Here is a 20,158-nt window from a genome sequence, read left to right as displayed (position 1 = left end):
CGTCGTGTGTCGGGCCTGGTCGGCGCGGCGTTCCCGCGCAACCCGCGGCGCATCCCGGGCGTCCAGCTATCAGGCAGTCTCCGCCTGGTCGCGATGGCTCCGCCCGGAGTCGCGGTCCGTTGGGGTTCCTGACGGTGGGCGGCGTCGAACCGTCGCAACCACCCGGAACGGACTGTGACGAAACGCCTGGACCCGACAACGCTGTAGATGCAAAAGGGGTTACCCAGGGGCGCTGGTCGGGGCTGCGTCTCGACATGAGACCCTGGGTTGCCATGTACCGAACGCGACCGAACTGTCTATATTGTCCCAGTCCTGGTCGCGGTGCGGGAAGGACGGGACGGCTTTGAGCCTGCCGAATGATCAGGAACCACCCCGGCGGCGTCCGACGCCCCCGGGTGGCGCGCCGCGCGGCTTTGAGGACCTGGACGACAACCGGGGGCGCCCGAGCGGCCCGCGGCCCGGTCGCCACGACCGGCCCGAGTGGCCGGCCGACGACGCCACCGGTCGCGCCGCGCGGCCAAGCGCCGACCGCGGCGGGCGGCCCGATCGGCCGGTCGCCGACCGCGGTGAGCGGCCGGTAGCCGGGCGCGGTCCGCGCCCAGGTGGGGCCACCGGGGCCACCGGTGCCCGTCCGACCGCCGGCCGTGGCGACCGGACCGGTGCGCGTCCCGCCGCCGATGACGGTGTTCCGCCGACCGACCGGCCTTCCTACCATCCGCGGGCCACCGCCAACCGGACTGGCGCGACAGGCGCTACCACCGCCCGGCCGAGCGGCCCGCGCACGGGCACCGGCCGCCCCGCCGGCCCGACCGGCGCGCGCGCCGGCGGCGGGGTCACCGGCACCATGGCGATCGGCGACCGGGGCCGTGGCGTCTCCGACCGTAGCCGTGGCGTCTCCGACCGAGGCCGGCGTCCCCTGCACCCGGCCGAGCGCGACGCCGTCTACGACACCGTCGACCAGGCCGCGCTCAGCAAGATCGAGGTACGCGACCGCGACGAGAACGCCACCACCTACCGTCGCGTCGGCGCCGACGGTGCCGCCCTGGCCCCCCGCAGGCCGACCGGCCCCGGCGGCCATCGGCGACCCGGCGGGCCGAACGACCCCAACGCGGCACCCGACGGCCCCGCCCGTCCCGGCCGCAAGGTCGGCACGCACGGTCCGCGGATCTGGCGGGAACGGCCGCTGTGGATGCGACGCCTGGTCATCTTCGGCTCGCTCGGCACCTTCCTGCTGTTCGTCGCCGGCTGCGCGATCCTGTACGCCGCGACCAAAGTGCCGCTGCCGGAGTCGATCAAGACCGACCAGAGCTCGGTCATCTACTTCTCCGACGGGAACACCGAACTCGCCCGCACGCAGGGTGTCAACCGCCACAATGTCGCGTTGTCGGAGGTGTCCAAGCCGGCGCAGCAGGCCGTGCTCGCCGCCGAGGACAAGAACTTCTACAACGAGCCGGGTATCTCCTACCGCGGCATCGCCCGCGCCATGCTGGTCAACGTGAAGAGCGGCAGCGTGCAGCAGGGTGCCTCGACGATCACGCAGCAGTACGTCAAGAACGCCTACCTGACGCAGGACCGCACGTTCTCCCGGAAGATCAAGGAGATCGTGATCTCGGTCAAGCTGTCACACAAGTACTCCAAGGACCAGATCCTGGAGTTCTATCTCAACACGATCTACTTCGGCCGGAACTCCTACGGCATCGACGCCGCGTCCGAGGCGTATTTCGGTATTCCGCCGAGCCAGTTGACGGCCGCGCAGGGCGCGGTCCTCGCCGGCCTGATCCGCCAGCCGAACTACCTCGACCCGACAGTCCATCTGGACGCGTCGAAGACGCGGTGGAAGGAGGTCATCAACACGATGATCTCCGAAAAGTGGCTGACGTCGGTGCCGGACTACCCGCTGGCGGCGGTGAAGCCCGTGACAACCAGCTCGTCGAGCACGACCGATGTGCAGAACAGGTACATCCAGGACGAGGTGATCGCCGAGCTGAAAGACCACGGGATCTCGGAGCAACAGATAGAAACCGGCGGACTGAGAATCACCACGACGATCGACGCCGGTCGCCAACAGGCCGCCGTCGCCGCGGTGAACAGTGTCATCGGGCCCGTCTACCCGAACCCGATCACGAACCTGAAAACCGGACTCGTGGCGCTTGACCCGGCGACCGGGAAGGTGCTGGCCTGGTACGGCGGCTCCCAATACGGGAAGAATCCGCAAAGTCCCGACCCGAACTACAGTTCTTATACGGACAACATCTCCTACCAGACGATTCCGTCCGGATCGACGTTCAAGACAGTCACCCTGTTGACCGCGCTGTCGAACGGCTACAACCTGAACTCGACGTTCGACGCGTCCGACCCGCAGAAGCTGCCTGGGACAAACGGCAACAACTACATCATTCACAATGACGAGGGCGACGCCCGCACGGCGTCCGCGAACCTGATCGACGCGACCGGCCAGTCGTTGAACACGGTCTACGTGCCGCTGGGCTTCAACATCGGCGGCCCCGGCCTGGGCGTCTCGAAGGTCGTCGCGATGGCGAAGAACCTCGGAATCTCGGATGACCTCGCCGAGCAGGCGGGTATCACGCTTGGTGAGGACTACATCCATCCCATCCAGATGGCGTCCGTCTACAACACGGTCGCCAGCGGTGGGTACCGGACGACTCCACACATCGTCGACAAGGTGCTGAACGGCTCGAGCCACCTGATCTACCAGGGGCAGCCGGAGGCGAAGAAGGTGCTGGAGTCCGGTGTGGTCGCCGACGCCAGCTACGCGCTCCAGTCGGTGCTCAAGCCCAAGGGGACGGCCGCGAGTTCGGCGCTGACCGGGAGGCCGTCCGCGGGCAAGACCGGCACGGTGCAGGACTACCAGAGCGCCTGGTTCTGTGGCTTCACCCCCGGGCAGCTGACAGCCTGCGTGGACATGTTCCGGGACCAGGCGAAGATGGACAACACCAAGAATCCACCGGTACCTCTTCCTGGCGAGGCCCTGACCGGTATCCCGACCGCGCCCGGCGGCAAGGTCTACGGCGGTGGGCTTCCGGCGAAGATCTGGAACAAGTTCATGACCGCCGCGCTCAAGGACCAGCCGGTCAAGCAGTTCCCGCCGCCGGTCTACGGCGGGACGATCCAGAACTTCACCCCGACCGACACGCCGAGCCCGACGCCCACCACGACGTCCGACCCGGGCAACCTCTTCGACCAGCCCTCGAACACCCCGTGGAACCCGCTCGCCAGCTGGGGTATCAACCAGAGCCACGGCACCACGAGCAGTACCAGTGGCGGTGGGAACGGCAACGGCTCCGGCGGCGGGGGTGGCAGACCACCGACGCCGACACCAGCACCGACGCCCACGAGCCGAAAATCCGGGCTCCTTGGGATTTCATCCGGTTAGCGTCCTGAGGTAAGCGCGACGTGGAACGGGCCTGGCGGGTGAAGCCCCGCCAGGCCCGTTTGCGTGATCTTCTGTCGGGCTCCGGGTTCTAGTACAGCGGAGTCCGATGGTAATACCCGTGAGTCGCCGGGTAGTCGTTCTCCAGGCTCCCGGTCGCCCAGTTCAGGAGGCCGGTGTACGGGATGAAGCCCGTGGCGCACCAACTGCCGGTGGTGGCGCCGTCCATTCCGCAGACGTCTCCATAGACGTTGCTAGCGCCATCGCTGCCGTCCGCAGAATTCGCTACTCTGCCAGTCAGCTCGCCGCCGTGGAAGTGTGATCCGCCGGTGAGTGAGACGTACGCCTTGACGCCACAGCTGCTCTTGCGGAGTTCGACCCAACCCGCGACGTCGTTCGTGTCGTACTGGGTCTTGCCGTTGCTGTCGGTGTACCAGTAGGTCAGGTTCGTGTGGTACAGGGTCTTCAATCCGTCACTGCAGTCAGTCGTCGTCGCCTGCGCAGTGCTGGACCAACTGGTGATCGCGGTGGCCGCGGGAACCAAGGCCGTGAGCACGGCGCTGGTGGCCAGCCTTTTTCGATTCACGTTCCAGTCCCTTCGTGCGGGTTCTTCATGGAGATGACGCCCGTGTGCGTGCGGATGCCGGCTGGACCGCCCCCGAAGATCCGGCGGACGGCCATCCGACGGCTGGGAAATCCTTCTACCAAGGGAGGGAGCAGCGAGGGCTGTCGCGGCGACGCGTCCGGACCCACTAGTACCTCGGCGTTTCCCCCGCGTATCCGTGAGTGACGGGGTAGTTGTTCTCCACCCTTCCCACCGCCCGGCTGAAGACACCGTCAGGGGAAATGAAACCGGTTGCGCACCAGGCGCCTGGGACGGCGCCGTCCAACCCGCAGATCTGTTCGTCGATGTTGCTCGCGCCGTCGCCGCCGTCGGGCGAGCTGAAAACTCGTCCGGTGAGCTCCCCGCCGGTGAAGTGGGTGCCACCGGTCAGCGAGACGTATGCCTTCACCCCGCAGTGGCTCTTCCGTAGCTCGACCCACCCGGCGACGTCGCTCGTGACCTGCTGTTCTTTCCCGTTGGTGTCGGTGTACCAGTAGGTCATGTTTGTGTGGTAGAGCGTCTTGAGGTCGGAGCCGCAGTCGTCCGCGGTCGTCGCCTGTGCTGTGCTTGACCAGCCGGTGACGGCTGTCGCCACGGGGAGCAGGGCCGTGAGCACGGCTCCGGTGGCCAGATTTCTTCGGTTCAAGTCATTTCCCTTCTTCGGCGGTTTTCCTGCGACGTCCGACGCTGAAGCGCGCGGACGGGACCATGCCTCGCCGGGCGGAATACGAAGGTGGTTGGACGTGAAACACCCGAAACCTGCTCCAGCGAGCGCGCTCGAAGGTGCCCGGAGGCTGTTCTCGATGCCGAGCCCGTGGGCGGCCGCGCTCATCGACGTCTAGACGTGGTCGTGTCGCCAGGCCACGCGGGAACGCCTAGAAGGTGAACCAGGGTTTGTAGAAATATGTGACGACCGCCTCGCCGATGCAGCCGGCGGCGAAACATCCGAGACCGATCAGGATGCCGACCCATCGTTTTCCGCGGGTCGCGGCCGTCGCGCCTGCCCACGCTGGCAGTGCGCCCAGCAGGCCCATCTTCACAAACAGGCCGGCGTGGGTGCGGATCTCAACCTGGCCGCCCCAGTCGGCGATGTAGTGACGGTCGAGCTTCGCCGCCCACTTCAGCAGGTACACCGTGAGGAAGAAGCTCGCGAGCGGACCCACGACGACCGAGAAGACGGTCCGGACCTGGCTCCACCTCGAGGTGGGTGTCATGGGCGCAAGAACCCCCGTCGCCGTCGCTCGTGGGAGCTACAGGCCGTTGAGGTGAAAGTGTATCCCTGTGGTCGGACCGGCACCGCTCGCTACGAAGTCGGTGACGACAGGCTCCGCGCCGGTCAGCGTCGACCCGGCCCGACTGTCCTGAGTCGCATCAGGGCCGTGGCCGGGGATCCACGACGTGACGCCGGTAGATCGCCAGCATGTACTCGTCCCAGTAGCGTCCGTCGTAGTAGCTGTGCTCCCGGAGATGTCCTTCTACCTCGAAGTACTTCCCGGCGCCGCTGGCGATCTGCGTGTAGTTGAAGTCCGGCACCTCCATGTAGATCTTTCGCAGGTCCCAGACCTGGAACAGATAGCGCAGGAACATCCCGACGGCGGTCATCGGTACTCCGCCGGCGACGTGCTCAGGGACGAAGGCCGCGGCGAGGAAGGCGATGCCGCGATGCAGGTCCGCGTTGTAACAGGACACAGTGCCGACCGGTTCGCCGTTCGGGGCGACGACGACCACGAACTGGCTCAGCGCGCCTTGCCGCAGCCCTGCCTGGAACGTCTCGATGTCCGGGATCGCGCCGCGGAACCGCCAGCGCCAGCCGACCTCCTCACGGGTGGCCAGGTCGTAAAGGAACGGCACGTACTCGGGGCTGACCGGACGCAGCGCCAGCTGTGCGCTGTGCAGGACCGGATGAGCGGGCCCGGACGCTGGGCCTGGAAGCGACGCCGCCTGCCGGGCCTGGCCCCCGTCGTGGGCGGCGTCGACGGCATCGACGGCATCGACGAGGGCCTGTACGTCGCCGACGGTCTGCGGCCCGCCCGGCGGCAACGCGGCGAGATCGACCCCACGGGCGGCGAGCCAGGCCTGCAGTTCCACCTGCTGTAGCGAGTCGAGGCAGAGCTCGTCGCGGAGATGGGTGGACGGTGTGACCATAGAGGGGTCGACATCCAGGACCTTCGCTAAAAGATCCTGGATGACGTTGTATTGCAGTTCACTGAGCACGGACGCTCCAACGCGAGAGCAGGCGGAACGCATCCTGAAACAGACCCACCGACGGTGGCCTCTTTCAGAGTCCGGGCGCGGGTTCCCGGAACAGGGTGCGTCCATCCGTGGGCTGAGGTAGGGGCAGCAGGACGCAACATAGCAGCGGTCACCGGGTCGGGCGCAAGCCGTATCTGCAATTTTCTCCTGATCAGTTTCCGGCGCACGTTCCGGGCGCGATCTGCCTGGGTTTATGACGCACGGTAGCTGGCTGCGGGCCACCGTTAGCGAGCTAGCGGCGCATCAAGTAGCTGATTGTGAGCGCCAACCGGTCGTGAATCACAGTCGGTGAGCGTCTTGGTCGCAAGGTCCCTGCTCAGGCGCCTGCGGCGTGAGCGGCCCACCGCGAGACGGACCCGACCACAGAAAGTAGCAGTCGGCGATGTTGGCGACTGGTTGACAGCGATGGTCCGGGTGCGCATAGTTCTGCCTCATGTGAGTTTGTCGCAATTTGCACACGGCTCCAGGCTCTGGTCGGGAGGTCGTGACAGGTCCGTGCGTGCCTGCGTGATCAATCCAACGCACGTCTCACCCGCTCGACAGCACAGGCGCTGAACCTCGTGGCGGACCCTTTCAGGAGATCGCGCGCGGCTTTTCTTGCGCCCGTATTCGGCGTCCAGGGGTCCTGCCCATAAGGCAGCCGCCGTTAGCCGGCGTGCGGACGATTCTGTGGTCGTCCTCGCTTCTCGGCGCCAGTGGTCAACGACACGGACTACCGCCTTTCGCGCGCCGCGGCGCGACTCCTTGTCGTCCAGATGCCTGATCGGAGCAGAGGAAGAGCCTTGCCTCGAACGCGTAGGTACCCGCTTCTTTTCGCAGAGACCATCGTGATCGTGATCTGTCTGGCGCTGGCGATGTCGAGCGGCCTCCCGGGCCTCACCGGCACCGCCCTCGCGGTGGCGGCCTCGCCAGGCGGGGGGTCGGGGCCCGCCAGCGCGACGCCTGCCGGCGGGACGGGCGGGGCCGCGTCGACGGGCGCGCCCCAGCCCGGCGCCGGTGGCCACGTGCCAGTGCCGGCCGGGGACGTCGCGGCGCTGGCGGTCGGAACTCCTGACGGGGTGAACGTCCTGGTGCCGAACTCCGCCACCGTCGGCGGCTGGCGGGAGCTGACGAACCTCTCGGTCCAGGGCTGGGACACCCCGATGTGGACCGAGTTCCATTGCGTGACGGGTGACGGCCGCTACATGGCGGTTACCTTCGCGCCGATCGGCATGGCAGACGACGAGACGCTGAGGGACGAAGGTGCGTTCGGCGCGATCGTCGACCTCAGGACCGGTAGCCGGTGGGTTCTGCCGGTCAGAGTCGGGCTCAAGTACTACTCACCCGGTTGCGGCACCGGCACGGATGTCGTCTTCAGCCGTAACACAGGCACCGACCACGCCAACACCGAGCTGATCAGGGTCGACGCCGCGGGCAGCAAGATCCGCGACCGCCGGACCGTCACCGGTCGGGTCGCGTCGGCCGTGCCGACGGCGAAGGGTGTCGCCGCGGCCGACGGTTCCAGGGTGATCTCGGTCGCCGCCAACGGTGGCACGTCGACCCTCGCGACCGCGCCCGGCGCGGTGTTCGATCTGCGCCCGAGTTCCAGTGACGGGCTCGACTACCTCGCCGTGACGGGCCCGACGACCTCGAAGGCGTTCCGTCGGGGCAGCAACGGCAAGGTCGCCGAGCTGGCCGACGGACCGCTGCGCAACATGGCTCTCTGGCAGGGCCGAGGCGGAAAGAACCACCTCGTCGGTCGGCCGAGCCGGGTCGCCGGTGGCAACCCGATCGATGTTCTCGGCACCGACACGCAGCCGGCGGACCTGTCCCTGGAGGGCGGGCTCGTCGTCGACGGGGAGGACGTGCCGGGCGGGACCGCGCCGACCAAGACGACCAGCGCCATCACGATCAGGAACCGGTCCCGGTCGGGCGGCGCGGCGACGGCCACGCAGGTCACCGCCGCCGCGGCGGATCAGGCCCCCGCGGCGAGCGCCAGCCCGGCGCCGTCCAGCCTGGCGCCGGGCACCCTCAAGCCGAACACCCTTCCGAGTGGCGGAGCCGCCGGTTCCGGCTCGCCCTGCGCGGTCGCGCCGCTGGACCCGTCGATGCAGGTCATCCAGCCCTCCCCCGCACAGATCCAGTGGAGCGCCTACCGTGCCGTGTCCGGCGGCCTGACGACTCAGCGGCCCGCGAACTGGGAGAAGCACGGCCTTCCGGCCTATACGCCGGCGTCGCTCATCCCGATCGCGAGCCTCGCGGGCGCCCCGAGTGGGGGCCACATCCCAACCCAGGTGCTCGAAGGCGTGCTCGCTCAGGAGTCCAACTTCAGCCAGGCCAGCTGGCGCGCCTTGCCGGGCATCGCCAGTGACCCGCTCATCGCCAACTACTACGGGACCGCCTACAGCTCCGACGGCTCGCTCATCGTCGGCGCCAACCCTGCCAACGCCGACTGCGGCTACGGCGTCGGCCAGATCACCTCGGGCATGACGGGCACGGCGACCAGCCCGTGGAGCGACACGGTGAAGCTGGCGATCGCCACCGACTACGAAGTGAACGAGCTCGCCGCCGTCAAGATGCTCACCGATTTCTGGAACCAGCTGTACGGCATGGGAATCCTCGCCAACAACGGCGACCCGACCAAGATCGAGAACTGGTATTTCGCGATCTGGGCCTACAACACCGGGATCCACACCGCCCCGCTGCCGAGCAACTACCACTCGCTCGGCCTCGGCTGGACAAACAACCCGGCCCAGAACGACTACCCGCCGAACCGGCAGCCCTTCCTCAGCGTCACCTACGACGACGCCGCCCACCCGTCGCGGTGGCCGTACCAGGAGAAGGTCCTGGGCTGGGCCGCCAACTCCCAGCTCGACCTGATCAACGGAGGCTTCAAGTACACGGCGAGCGGCATCCTGAACCTGCCGCAGAACTACTTCCTCTTCTGCACCTCCGCGAACAACTGCAGCCAGACGAACACCTCGGGCGGATACTGCAACAACGCTGACCGCTCCTACTGTGCGTGGCACACGGCGGTCACCTGGACCTCCGTCGACCGCCCGGATCTGGCCTCCGAGAATCCCGCGGGAGACGTCGGCGGCGGCGAGCCGGCGGTCGCCGATCCGTACCCGGCGTCGTGTTCCGCCGCCGCATCGCCAGTCGTGCAGACGCCAGGAACCACCGCCCTACCGGGTGGGGCCGTGATCGTCGACGAACTGTCGAGCTCCGCCACGAATCTCGCCGGCTGCGCGACGACCTCGTCGGCGGGGACCTTCGCCCTCACCTACGGAACCGACAGCTCCGGCCACCCGCTCGGAGCCATCGACACCCATCAGCTCGGCGTCGGATACATGGGTCATACCTACTTCGCCCGTACCGTCGCGCTCGCGCGGGCCTCGGCCTCGAACTCCGTCGGCGTCACCGGCACCTGGACGCCTCCATCCAGCGTTACCGGCTGGCAGCGGATCTGGGTGCACATCCCGGACAACGGGGCCGACACTCAGCAGGCCGACTACATCATCAACACCGGTACGACGACGAAGGACCGGATCGTCAACCAGCGCTGGAACCAGAACTCATGGTTCGATCTCGGCTCGTACCAGCTCAGCGCCGGCGCCTACGTCTATCTGACGAACGTCACCAACAACGACTGGAACCACACCGTCGACCTCGCGTGGGACGCGATCGCCTTCACGCCGTCGTCGAAGCCCGCCGTCGACTACGTCGCCCTGGGCGACTCCTACCAGGCCGGGGAAGGCGTCCAGCCCTACTACGGCAACGCTGACCGGCCGGTGATGAACGGCATCGGGGACGCCTGCCACCGCAGTCCTCAGGCGTACTCGAACACCGTGTTCAACGCGCTGCGGGCCGCGCACCCGGGCGACGACGAGTTTCATTTCCTCGCCTGCAGCGGAGCGGTGATCAACGATATCAACGGTCAGCACTACGATCAGGGTGAGGTCCCGCAGCTATACCAGAACTGGCTTGACGAGAACACGACCAACGTGACGATAGGCATCGGTGGGAACGACTCACGTTTCAGCACGATCGTGCAGGCATGTTTGTTGGACAATCTGTCGAGTGCCTTTTCGCAGCTACCGTTGAACGGCCCGAACTGCATGGCGTCCGACTTTCACCTCACCTTCAACGGAACCGTCGACCCACAACCGCTGACCGTCCAGGAACCGATCGTCATCGACGGTCTCAAGCCGCGCCTCGTCGCGCTGTACCAACAGATCCATTCGCTGGCGCCGAACGCGAAGATCACTGTGCTCGGCTACCCGCACATCGTCACGACCGGCAGCCTTCGGCTGGATATCTGCACTGTCGCAATCAACCCGGACCTGGCCCAGTGGTTCGCGGACATGGCCGACAGGCTGGACAGCGTGACCTCGCAGGCCGTTTCGGAGGCCGGCGTGGGGGCGACCTTCGTCAACCCGGTGAGCACCTTCTCGGGGCCGCCTGACCATGGCGCCTGCACCTTCCATGACGGCGACGAGTGGATCAACTCGCTCGTGCCGCACAGCAGCACGGGGAGCGGAAGCACCAACCCTGGACCGGGCAGCTTCCATCCCGACGCCGCCGGCCACGGTGCCGACGCCGGTCTCATCAACGCGTCTCTCGGCGTGTGAGGAAGCCGAACGTCGAACGGTCGTGAGACCCGGCCGCCGGTTCCGAGGGCAGAACCCTCGGAACCGGCGGCCGGCTGGTAACCCGACGAAAGAACGAAGGGGAGAAAGTGCGATACGCGGACGAGCTGTGTGAGCTGCTGACAACCGAGGGATTCGTCGACGTGGACGTCGATCTGACGGCTGACGAGCCACTGCTGTCGACGGGCGTCCTCGACTCACTGGAGCTGGTCCGGCTGGTCGGGGCGTTGACCGACCGGTATGGCGTCGCCATCGCGGGCAACGACCTGAACTTCGGGAACTTCGAGACCTGCTCCCGGATCAGCCTGCTGTTGGAGCGCCTGATGGCCAGGGTCGCCGCTGACCGAGTTGCCGCTGACTGAGTCGCCGGCGTCGAATCCGCGCGGTCACACGCCTCTTACGAAAGGCTGGCACGTACGTGGTCTACCTGCTGGATGCGATGGAACGGGCCGGCAAGGAACCGGGAACGATCACCTTCCTGTCGCCCGTCGGCGACGAGCGTCTGACCTGGGGCGACCTGCACGCGGACGCGCTGCGGGCCGCGGGCGGCCTGCAGGCGGCCGGCGCCGGTCCGGGCCGGTCGGTGGCTCTGCTGAGCCTGAACTCCCGGGCGGCGGTGACCGCGATCGCCGCGGTGTGGCTCGCGGGCGCGAGCCTGACGGTGCTGCCGACGCCGGCCCGCACGATGGACATCGAGGCCTTCCTGGCCGCCACCGAGCGACACCTCGACCGGCTCGGGCAGCCGGTGGTCCTCGTCGGATCACCGTTTGAAGACCTCAGCTCGGCACTGGCCTCGGCCGGCCACCAGGTCCGTCCCCTCGACTCGGTGCTCGCCGAGGCGCCCGCCGGCCTCTGGCGGCGGCCGGCCCTGGTCGATGACGATCCCGCGATCCTGCAGCTGACCAGCGGTACCACCAGCGAGCCCAGGATCGTCCGGGTCAGCCACGCCAACCTCGCGGCGAACCTCCAGGGCCTCGCCGAGGCGATCGACCACGGCGCGAAGCACGGCCGGACACTCTCCTGGCTGCCGCTGTCCCACGACATGGGCCTGATCGGGATCCTCGCGGCGATGCTGACCTGCGGCCAGTGCGACCTGCTGCTCGCCTCCCCGACCGACTACCTCGCCAACCCGGCCAGCTGGCTCCAGCTCGCCGCCGAGCACCAGGTCCAGACGATCGTCGGGCCGACGTCCGCCTACGCACTGGCCGCGCGGTTCCTGCCCTACGGCCCTCGCCTCGACCTCTCGACCATCACCGGCGCCATGTCCGGCGGTGAACAGATCGACCCGGACGCCATCGAGACGTTCCTGACCGCCGCCGCGCCCCACGGCCTGGACCCGCGGACCTTCCTGCCCGGCTACGGCCTGGCGGAAGCGACCTTCGCCGTCACCGTCCCCACCCCGATGCGGGGCCTGCGCGTCGACGAGGTCGACGCGGACACGCTGGCCCGCGAAGGGCGCGCCGCTCCACCGCGCCCAGGCGAGCCAACCCGCCGTCTGCCACTGCTGGGCTCGCCCATCGCTCGGACCAGCCTGCGGATTGTGGGTCCGGCGGGCCGTCAGCAGCTGCCTGACCGCACGGTCGGCGAGGTCGAGGTCCGCGGACCGGCGGTGACCAGCGGTTACCACGATGCCGAGCCCATGGACGAGGGTATGGAGGAGAGTCTCGCCGACGGCTGGCTGCGGACCGGCGATCTGGGCTACCTCGTCGACGGCGAGCTCGTCCTCTGCGGCCGGAAGAAGGATCTGATCATCGTCGGCGGCCGCAACATCTACCCCGAGGACGTGGAGCGCGCCGCCGGGCAGACACCCGGTGTCCGGGCCGGCAACGCCGTCGCGTTCCCGGTGCCCCGGCCGGGCGGCCTCGGCGAGGGCGTCGCCGTCGCCGTCGAGTCGCGCGTTCCGGACCCCGACGCCGTGCGCCGCGCCGTCACGGACCGGGTCCGCACCACGATCGGCATTCAGCCGGTCGCGGTCTACGTACTGCCGGCCGGCTCGATCCCCAAGACGCCCTCCGGCAAGCTTCAGCGCGCCGAGGCGGCCCGGCGGTTCACGTCATGAGCAGCCCGGTCGGCCGTAACGACATCGTCGTCGGAGCCGGCGCCGACCCCGCGGGCGCGGACACCATCGTCGAACTGCTCACGCTGGGGCTTTCCGCCTGGACCGAACGCGATGCCGACCGGCGCAGGAAGATCCTGGCCGACTGCTGCGCCCCCGACGTGGTGTACGTCAGCCCGCTGGGTGCGGCCACCGGGCTCGACCAGTTCACGGACCTGATCGGCGAGGTCCAACGCGGCTACCCCGGCTACCGCCCGGTCCGAACCACTGCCATCGACCTCCACCACCGGAACGCCCGTCTCGAATGGGCGTTCCGGGACAGCGCTGGCAGGACCACCCTCACCGGCCTCGACATCCTCGTCTTCAGCGACGAGCCGTTGATCGTCGCCATGACCGCCTTCTTCGGCCCCACCCCACCGATCCGCTACACCTATGGGAGCGTCGGACTGCCCCGCTGAGGGCATGCGTCGTGGTTGGCCGGGCCCGGGCATGTACCACAATGGGTTGCATGAGTGTGGGGTGCGGATGAGGTGGCGGGGATGACGGCGGCCGACGTCGTGGACGCCACCGTCAGCCCTAGCGACGAGGACCCTGTCGTCCGGGGCGCGAGTGAGCTGGTCGGCGGGCCGCCCGGGCGGCACGCGGCGCTGCCCGCGTCGACCTGGTGGACGCCGCTGCGGGTGCTGCTCGCGTTGACGATCGTGGTCTGCGGCCTCGGGTACACCCAGAAGGCGACCTGCCGGGACACCCGCAACTGGGCGCACGAGTACCAGTACACCCGGATGTGTTACTCGGACGTCGTCGCGCTCTACTCGCAGGAGGGCCTGTCCGGCGGCAAGACGCCCTACCTGGACTACCCGACCGAGTACCCGCCGCTGATCGGCCTGACGATGGAGGTCGTCGGGGCGGTCTCCCGGCTCGCTCCCACCCAGCACCCGGTCTACAAGACGGTCAACGGGCAGCAGGTCGTCGATCACTACACGATGGACAGCCGGTCCGCCCTCTTCTACGACCTGACCTGGGTCCTGTTCCTCGGCCTGGCCTGCGTCACCGTCGTCGCGACCGCGCTGACCGCGGGACGAAGGCGGATCTGGGACGCGGCGCTGTTCGCGCTGGCACCGACCATGGTGCTGCATCTCCTGACGAACTGGGACATCATCGCCGTCGCCTTCGCGGCGCTGGCCATCTACGCGTGGTCGCGACGGATGCCGGTGGTCGCCGGGGTGATGCTCGGGTTGGGCGTGTGTACCAAGCTCTACCCGATCTTCTTCCTCGTCGGGCTGTTCGTGCTGTGCCTGCGGACCGGTTACCTGCGTACCTTCGCCCGCACAGCGATAGCGACCGCCGCGACCATTGTGGCGATCATGTTGCCGACCTGGCTGGTCGCCGGCTATTTCGTCGGCACGCAGAAGGTGCAGGACGGCATCCTGCCGACGTTCTTCTCCGGCGGGGACTGGCTGAGTCTGCTCGGCGGCCACGGCCCCGACGGCTCGCGCAACGCGGTCGAACAGTTCTTCCACCTGAACGAGACCCGGGTCGCCGACTGGGACTCGGTCGCCTTCGCCCTGCAATGGCTCTCCGGCGCGCACGATCCAGGCTGGTTCGCCGGTCTGCACCTGGTGGTCGTCCTGCTGAGCGGGCTGCTGCTGGCGGGGGCGGTCGTCCTCGTCCGATATCGCGCCGAACGGGCGCGGTGGGCGGCGGGGCCCGAGGAGCCGGAACGGGCCCAAGGCCTGCTTGACGCGCCGCGGGTCCAGGTAGCCGTGGCCGGTGGGACGTGGCTCGTCATCGTCATCGCGACGCCACTCGTGCTGACCGCGATCCGTGAGCACGGCGTCCCGGTGCACGTGCTCAACTGGGTGACCGCGGTGGTGCTGCTCATGGTCGTCGCCGCGATCTGCGCGCTGTGCTGGTTCGCGCCGCGCCGGCCCCGTCTGCCGCAGGTGCTGTTCCTGCTCGTGGTGGCGTTTCTGGTCACCAACAAGGTGTTCTCGCCGCAGTACACGCTGTGGCTGGTCCCGCTGTACGCGCTCGCCCGGCCGAAGTGGCGGGCGTTCCTGGTCTGGCAGGCGACCGAGGCCTACCTGCTGTTCATGCGGTTCATGCACTTCATCTACAACGACACGTCCGGCGGCCGCGGGGTCGCGCGCGGCTGGTTTGTCGGCGCGGTGGCACTGCGCGACCTGATGCTGGTGGTGCTCGCGGGCCTCGTGGTCCGCGAGATCCTGCGCCCGGAGCTGGACGTCGTGCGGGCCTCCGGGCTGGACGACCCGGCCGGCGGTGTCCTCGACGGGGCGGCGGACGCCGCGGTGGGCCGCGGCCGGGCCGTGCGCCGCGACTACGCGCCGTCCGAACGGCCGCCGTCCGAACGGCCGCCGGCCCCCGAGCCCAGCCCGACCGTGCCTGAGTACGCCGAGACGGGACCGCTCCCGTCGCTCGGCCGGCGCTGGCGACGCGCCGAGGCGGTCGGTGACACTGGCGCGACCCAGACGGGGACGGGAACGTCCGGCCGGGGCGGCGAGACCGGCGGGGATGGCGGCCTGAGCGAGCCGGGTGCGCTGTTCAAGCCGCGCCGAACGGATCCCGACGCTCCGTGACATCGCTGCTCACGCCGGGGGAATCGGTCGAACCGGGGCCGCCGGTCTCGGCCGCCCGGACCTGGTGGGCGCGGTTGCCGGCCGCGGTGCGCGCCACTCTGCCGGTCTGGTTCGCCAGCCGGGTCGGGGTCGCGGTGCTGTCGTACGCGGCCGCGCGGGTCGCGGTCGAGGGCGCGCTGGGCCGGCAGCCCACGTTCCTGGCCCTGTGGGACCGCTGGGACGTCGGCCTGTTCACCAAGGTCGCGCGCTACGGCTACGTCTCGCCGCACTATGCCGATCAGACCGAGGTTGACTTCCCAGCCTTCCCGCTCGCGATCCGGCTGGTCCACCTGTTCACCCGCAGCTGGCTCGCGTCCGGGCTGATCGTCGTCTTCCTGGCCGGCGCGGTGGCGATGGCTGCGATCTGGCGGCTCGCCGCGGACGAGGACGGCCCCGAGGCCGGCCGGGCGGCGGTGCTCGCCGCGATCTTCGCCCCGTACGCGGTCTTCCTGTTCGCCGGCTACTCCGAGGCGCTGTTCCTGGCCTTCGCGAGCACCGCCTGGCTGGCCGGCCGCCGCGGCCACTGGTGGGTCGCCGGGCTGCTCGCGGCCGGAGCCACCGGCACCCGGATCACGGGCATTCCGCTGTGGTGCGGGCTGGTCGTGCTCTACCTGGTCGAACGTCGCTCCGCCGGGCAGCCGGTACTCGCCCGGCCGGCGTTCGCGCTGGCGTTGCCGCCGCTGCCGGTGTTCGGCTTCCTGTGGTATCTGCACGGCAAGACGGGCGAGTGGAACGCCTACACGGTGGCGATGCGGGCCGGCTGGCACCGCTGGACCGACTGGCCGTGGTCCGGCTGGCGGGCGACGTGGCATTCGGCCTTCCCCGGTCCGGACGGATCCACGACGTTCACCTGGTTCTGGCGGGCCGAGCTGCTCGCCGTGGTGCTGGGCGTCGTCGTCACGATCCTGTTGCTGCGCGGCCGGCGGTGGGCCGAGGCGACCTTCGTCGGCACCGCGACCCTGCTGATGGCCGCGACCAACTACTACGCCTCCGGGGTGCGCACGATGCTGGTCGCCTTCCCGGTCTACCTGCTGCTGGCCCGGCTTGCCGGCCGGTATCCGCGGCTTGCGCCGGCCTACCTCTGGCTCTCCGGGCCGGTCATGGCCGCGTTCGTTGTCGCCTTCACCCAGGGCCACTGGGTCGACTGACCGCCGTGAGGGCGCGCGCTGCTCGGGCTGTTGGCTACGGTCGGTAGCGCGTGGGGTGGTGCGAGGACGCCCTGGATGACCATGCCGAAGCCGAGGACGATCCCGGTACCGAGCAGCGCCGCGGCGGCGATCGCCGGGTACGGCATGGGCGGTGGTTCAGGCTCGTGTTGCGACGGCCAGCTGTCCCAGACCTCCACGGCCGTCCCCCGTCCGCGCTCCGTCACCGCCCGTCGGCCGGGAAGATAACTCACAGTGACGATCGGTTGGGCTGGTCGTCGGGCCCGGCCAGCCTGGGCACCCGGTACGGGTCCACCGGAAGCGGCGCCTACCGCGGAAGCACCACACCAAGGACGCCAATGGAGGTGATCGGCGCGTTGGTAGGCCAGGATGGGGCGATGAGTACGGACGGCGACCCAGCCGGCCCGCCGGCCGACGGTGCCCCGGCCCACGAGCCACGGCCCGCCCCGGCGGCTCCGGCCGATCGGGCCGGGATCGAGGCCGGTGACGCGGCGCCCCGCGACGTCGGGCCAGTCGCGCCCGAGCGCCCGGGCGGCGGCCTCGGCGCCGTCTCCCGCCGCTGGAAGGCCACCAGTCCGCCGGGTGCGGGATCGCGGCGGGACGCTGGTCCCCGACGCCAGTTCACCGAGCGCGAGCGTGCGATCAACGCGTTGGCCTATCCGGTCGCCGGGACCGCCGCGGCCGCAGTGGTGGTCGTCATCGTCGTCGCGCTGGTCGACCCGTCGCCGGGGCGGCACGTGCGCGGGCTGCTGATCCTGTTGGCCCTGGTCGGGCTGCTGGCGGCGGCGTGCGGCTGGGTGCGCACGGTCTGGCACGGGCCGACGGACGACCCTGGCGCCGACGCCGCGACGGACGGGCCTTCGTCCCCGGCGCACTCCGCCGCGCGGCCCCAAGGCGGCGAGCGTCAGATCGTCCGACACGTCGAGTAAGCTCGACGCGACGTGACGCCCGCTCCTATACCGGGTGTCGTCGGCACATCTTCGTGGCTCCAGGGGTAGGACGTCAGCTGTAGGACGTCAGCTTCAGAACCTCAGCCTTACGGCTGGGCCGCCAACGATGTGCCGAGCGTCTGCTCTGCCGGCGGAGCCGCTCGTTCGAGTGGTTCGTCCGTCGGTACAGCACCGTCCTCCTGCCACGGGTACGTCCCGCGGCCGCCGAGTCCACAGGAGGTGGGTTCAGCCTTGGCACGTCATTACGAGCTCATGGTCATCCTCGACCCCGATCTCGAAGAGCGCACTGTCTCCCCGTCCCTCGACCAGTTCCTCAGCGTCGTCCGCAACGGCGGCGGCGCGGTCGAGAAGGTCGACGTCTGGGGCCGGCGCCGGCTCGCCTACGAGATCCGCAAGAGCCACGAGGGCATCTACGCCGTCATCGATCTGCACGCCGAGCCGGACGTGGTCGCCGAGCTCGACCGGCAGCTCACGCTCAACGAGTCGGTCATCCGCACCAAGGTCATCCGACTGCCGGAAGCGAAGAAGCCGCGCGCCGCCCGTCGGCCGGTCGCCGCTTAACACCGTGTCAATCGAGGCCAACCACAGGCCTTGCGGGACTGGGGGCACAAGCCATGGCCGGTGAGACCGTCATCACGGTTGTCGGCAACCTGACCAGCGATCCGGAGCTGCGGTTCACCCCGAACGGGGCGGCTGTCGCGAGCTTCACCGTCGCGTCGACCCCGCGCACGCTCGACCGCGCCACCAACGAGTGGAAGGACGGCGAAGCGCTGTTCCTTCGCTGCTCGATCTGGCGGCAGGCGGCCGAGCACGTCGCGGAGTCGCTGCAGAAGGGCGCCCGGGTGATCGTCCAGGGCCGCCTCAAGCAGCGCACCTTCGAGACCCGCGAGGGTGAGAAGCGCACTGTCATCGAGCTCGACGTCGATGAGATCGGCCCCTCGCTGCGGTACGCGACCGCCAAGGTCGTTCGCGCCGCGCGCGGCGGCGGCCCGGGCGGTGGCGGCGGCTTCGACGGTGGCGGCTACTCCGGTGGCGGCCCCAGCGGTGGTGCCGGCGGCGCCAGCGCTGGTGGTGCCGGCGGCGGTGGCGGCTACCGGGGTGGAGGCCAGGGCGGCTCCTCGTCCGGTGGCGGCTACTCCGGTGGAGCCGTCGACGATCCCTGGTCGCAGTCGGCCGGCGGCTACTCGGACGAGCCCCCGTTCTAGGCACCACCCACGGTGTCCACGGGTGCGCGGCGCCCGTTGCGCGCTCTTGCGCGCCCTCATGACGTTTGTCTGAACCTAGGAGTGCACACATGGCCAAGGCGGCTGTGCGCAAGCCCAAGAAGAAGGTTTGCGTTTTCTGCAAGGACAAGACCGAGTACATCGACTACAAGGACACGTCGCTGCTGCGGAAGTTCATCTCCGACCGTGGCAAGATCCGTGCCCGCCGTGTGACCGGCAACTGCAGCCAGCACCAGCGCGACGTCGCGATCGCGGTGAAGAACAGCCGCGAGATGGCGCTGCTGCCCTACACCTCGACCGCTCGCTGAGGAGGGTGACGCCGACATGAAGCTCGTTCTCACCCACGAGGTGCCCGGCCTCGGCAGCCCCGGCGACATCGTCGAGGTCGCCGACGGCTACGGCCGTAACTACCTCGTTCCGAAGCAGTTCGCGATCGTGGCGACTCGCGGTGTCGAGCGTCAGGTCGACCAGATCAAGCGGGCCCGCTCGGCCCGCGAGGTCCGCGACCTCGGCCACGCGCAGGAGATCGCCGAGCAGCTCAAGGCGCTGAGCGTCACGCTGGTCAGCCGCGCGGGCAAGGAGGGCCGGCTCTTCGGCTCGATCACGGCCGGCGACGTCACGGACGCGGTCACCCGGGCCGGTGGCCCTGCGCTCGACAAGCGCAAGGTCCAGCTGACCTCGCCGATCAAGTCGCTCGGGCAGCACACCGTCGCGGTGCACCTGCACCCCGAGGTGACCGCCCAGGTGACGGTCCGCGTCTCCGCGGCCTGATTCACGGTCCGGGTCCGGGTCTCCGGGTTCCCCAGCCTTCGGGTTCTCGGCCGTCGGGTTCTCAGCCTTCGGGTCAGCGGGCCCGGAGCCCCGCTCGGCCGTCGCTCCACCACTGCCCGGTGCCTCGACAACCGTCTCGCGCGGTTGTCGAGGCACCGGGCAGTGCCGTTTCCGGGCCCGATTGGCCGCCGCCAGTGCCCACGCATGGGTTGTGTTCGTCGTGCAGACGATTCGTTCGCGGGTTTCGGCGGACTTTTCTCTGTCCACAGGGCCTGAGGGCAGATGACCAGCCCAGCGGGGAAATTTGAACGGAACGTGACCTAGCCGTCCACAGCTCATCAGTCGTCGTCCCGAGTCTTTCCCCAGGTACTACCGGCGTTGCCCACAGGTTATCCACACAAGTCTGTGGATAACTTTTTGCCGGGCGTGCCTGCCAGCCCCTAAAGTCGGCGTTCGGTCGTACGTGCGTTCGCCGTCCCG

16 protein-coding genes are annotated in these 20,158 nt (G+C 69.2%); 12 read left to right on the top strand and 4 right to left on the bottom strand.

Annotation, left to right across the window (positions count from 1 at the left end; all coding sequences use genetic code 11):
- Positions 1 to 844: 844 nt before the first annotated feature.
- Positions 845 to 3,394 (top strand): transglycosylase domain-containing protein, encoded by a 2,550-nt coding sequence (locus FRAEUI1C_RS35615; protein ID WP_013428252.1) that lies wholly within the window; start codon positions 845 to 847, stop codon positions 3,392 to 3,394.
- An 88-nt stretch (positions 3,395 to 3,482) separates the two neighbouring features.
- Here FRAEUI1C_RS35615 and FRAEUI1C_RS35610 read toward each other — a convergent pair whose 3' ends face one another.
- From FRAEUI1C_RS35610 to FRAEUI1C_RS35595, 4 genes are all read right to left on the bottom strand, one after another.
- Complete coding sequence (locus FRAEUI1C_RS35610) at positions 3,483 to 3,977, bottom strand: hypothetical protein (protein WP_013428251.1); 495 nt, start codon at positions 3,975 to 3,977, stop codon at positions 3,483 to 3,485.
- Positions 3,978 to 4,143: 166 nt separating this feature from the next.
- Complete coding sequence (locus FRAEUI1C_RS35605) at positions 4,144 to 4,611, bottom strand: hypothetical protein (protein ID WP_041259854.1); 468 nt, start codon at positions 4,609 to 4,611, stop codon at positions 4,144 to 4,146.
- 259 nt (positions 4,612 to 4,870) lie between these two features.
- Complete coding sequence (locus tag FRAEUI1C_RS35600; protein WP_013428249.1) at positions 4,871 to 5,209, bottom strand: hypothetical protein; 339 nt, start codon at positions 5,207 to 5,209, stop codon at positions 4,871 to 4,873.
- Between the two features lie 157 nt (positions 5,210 to 5,366).
- Complete coding sequence (locus tag FRAEUI1C_RS35595) at positions 5,367 to 6,242, bottom strand: phosphopantetheine-binding protein (RefSeq protein ID WP_269724384.1); 876 nt, start codon at positions 6,240 to 6,242, stop codon at positions 5,367 to 5,369.
- Positions 6,243 to 7,081: 839 nt separating this feature from the next.
- Here FRAEUI1C_RS35595 and FRAEUI1C_RS35590 point away from each other — a divergent pair.
- The 11 genes from FRAEUI1C_RS35590 to rplI all read left to right on the top strand — a co-directional run bounded on the left by FRAEUI1C_RS35590 (position 7,082) and on the right by rplI (position 19,678).
- Positions 7,082 to 10,858, top strand: a complete 3,777-nt coding sequence (locus FRAEUI1C_RS35590) for a GDSL-type esterase/lipase family protein (protein WP_157735233.1) — start codon at positions 7,082 to 7,084, stop codon at positions 10,856 to 10,858.
- A 107-nt stretch (positions 10,859 to 10,965) separates the two neighbouring features.
- Positions 10,966 to 11,238, top strand: a complete 273-nt coding sequence (locus tag FRAEUI1C_RS35585) for a phosphopantetheine-binding protein (RefSeq protein WP_013428246.1) — start codon at positions 10,966 to 10,968, stop codon at positions 11,236 to 11,238.
- Between the two features lie 56 nt (positions 11,239 to 11,294).
- Positions 11,295 to 12,935: a long-chain-fatty-acid--CoA ligase gene (locus tag FRAEUI1C_RS35580; protein ID WP_013428245.1), complete on the top strand. Its 1,641-nt coding sequence runs from the start codon at positions 11,295 to 11,297 to the stop codon at positions 12,933 to 12,935.
- Complete coding sequence (locus tag FRAEUI1C_RS35575; RefSeq protein WP_013428244.1) at positions 12,932 to 13,390, top strand: nuclear transport factor 2 family protein; 459 nt, start codon at positions 12,932 to 12,934, stop codon at positions 13,388 to 13,390. The genes FRAEUI1C_RS35580 and FRAEUI1C_RS35575 overlap by 4 nt, the downstream gene beginning before the upstream one ends.
- Before the next feature lie 81 nt (positions 13,391 to 13,471).
- Positions 13,472 to 15,529 carry a glycosyltransferase family 87 protein gene (locus FRAEUI1C_RS35570; protein WP_013428243.1) on the top strand — a complete coding sequence of 686 codons (2,058 nt, stop codon included), beginning with the start codon at positions 13,472 to 13,474 and terminating at the stop codon, positions 15,527 to 15,529.
- Entirely contained in the window at positions 15,526 to 16,716 is a 1,191-nt protein-coding gene (locus FRAEUI1C_RS35565) for a glycosyltransferase family protein (protein ID WP_013428242.1), read from the top strand. The genes FRAEUI1C_RS35570 and FRAEUI1C_RS35565 overlap by 4 nt, the downstream gene beginning before the upstream one ends.
- A 395-nt stretch (positions 16,717 to 17,111) precedes the next feature.
- Positions 17,112 to 17,663: a hypothetical protein gene (locus tag FRAEUI1C_RS35560; protein WP_157735231.1), complete on the top strand. Its 552-nt coding sequence runs from the start codon at positions 17,112 to 17,114 to the stop codon at positions 17,661 to 17,663.
- Between the two features lie 252 nt (positions 17,664 to 17,915).
- The gene (gene rpsF / locus FRAEUI1C_RS35555) at positions 17,916 to 18,245 is read left to right on the top strand and encodes a 30S ribosomal protein S6 (RefSeq protein WP_255355191.1); all 330 of its coding nucleotides are present in this window, start codon (positions 17,916 to 17,918) and stop codon (positions 18,243 to 18,245) included.
- A 53-nt stretch (positions 18,246 to 18,298) separates the two neighbouring features.
- Positions 18,299 to 18,889 carry a single-stranded DNA-binding protein gene (locus FRAEUI1C_RS35550; protein ID WP_013428239.1) on the top strand — a complete coding sequence of 197 codons (591 nt, stop codon included), beginning with the start codon at positions 18,299 to 18,301 and terminating at the stop codon, positions 18,887 to 18,889.
- Between the two features lie 89 nt (positions 18,890 to 18,978).
- Positions 18,979 to 19,215, top strand: a complete 237-nt coding sequence (gene rpsR, locus FRAEUI1C_RS35545) for a 30S ribosomal protein S18 (protein WP_007516941.1) — start codon at positions 18,979 to 18,981, stop codon at positions 19,213 to 19,215.
- 16 nt (positions 19,216 to 19,231) lie between these two features.
- Positions 19,232 to 19,678: a 50S ribosomal protein L9 gene (rplI, locus tag FRAEUI1C_RS35540; protein ID WP_013428238.1), complete on the top strand. Its 447-nt coding sequence runs from the start codon at positions 19,232 to 19,234 to the stop codon at positions 19,676 to 19,678.
- The last annotated feature ends 480 nt before the right edge of the window (positions 19,679 to 20,158 follow it).

It is taken from the genome of Pseudofrankia inefficax (assembly GCF_000166135.1).
Lineage (GTDB): Bacteria > Actinomycetota > Actinomycetes > Frankiales > Frankiaceae > Pseudofrankia > Pseudofrankia inefficax.
This window is presented reverse-complemented; position numbering and strand designations above follow the sequence as displayed.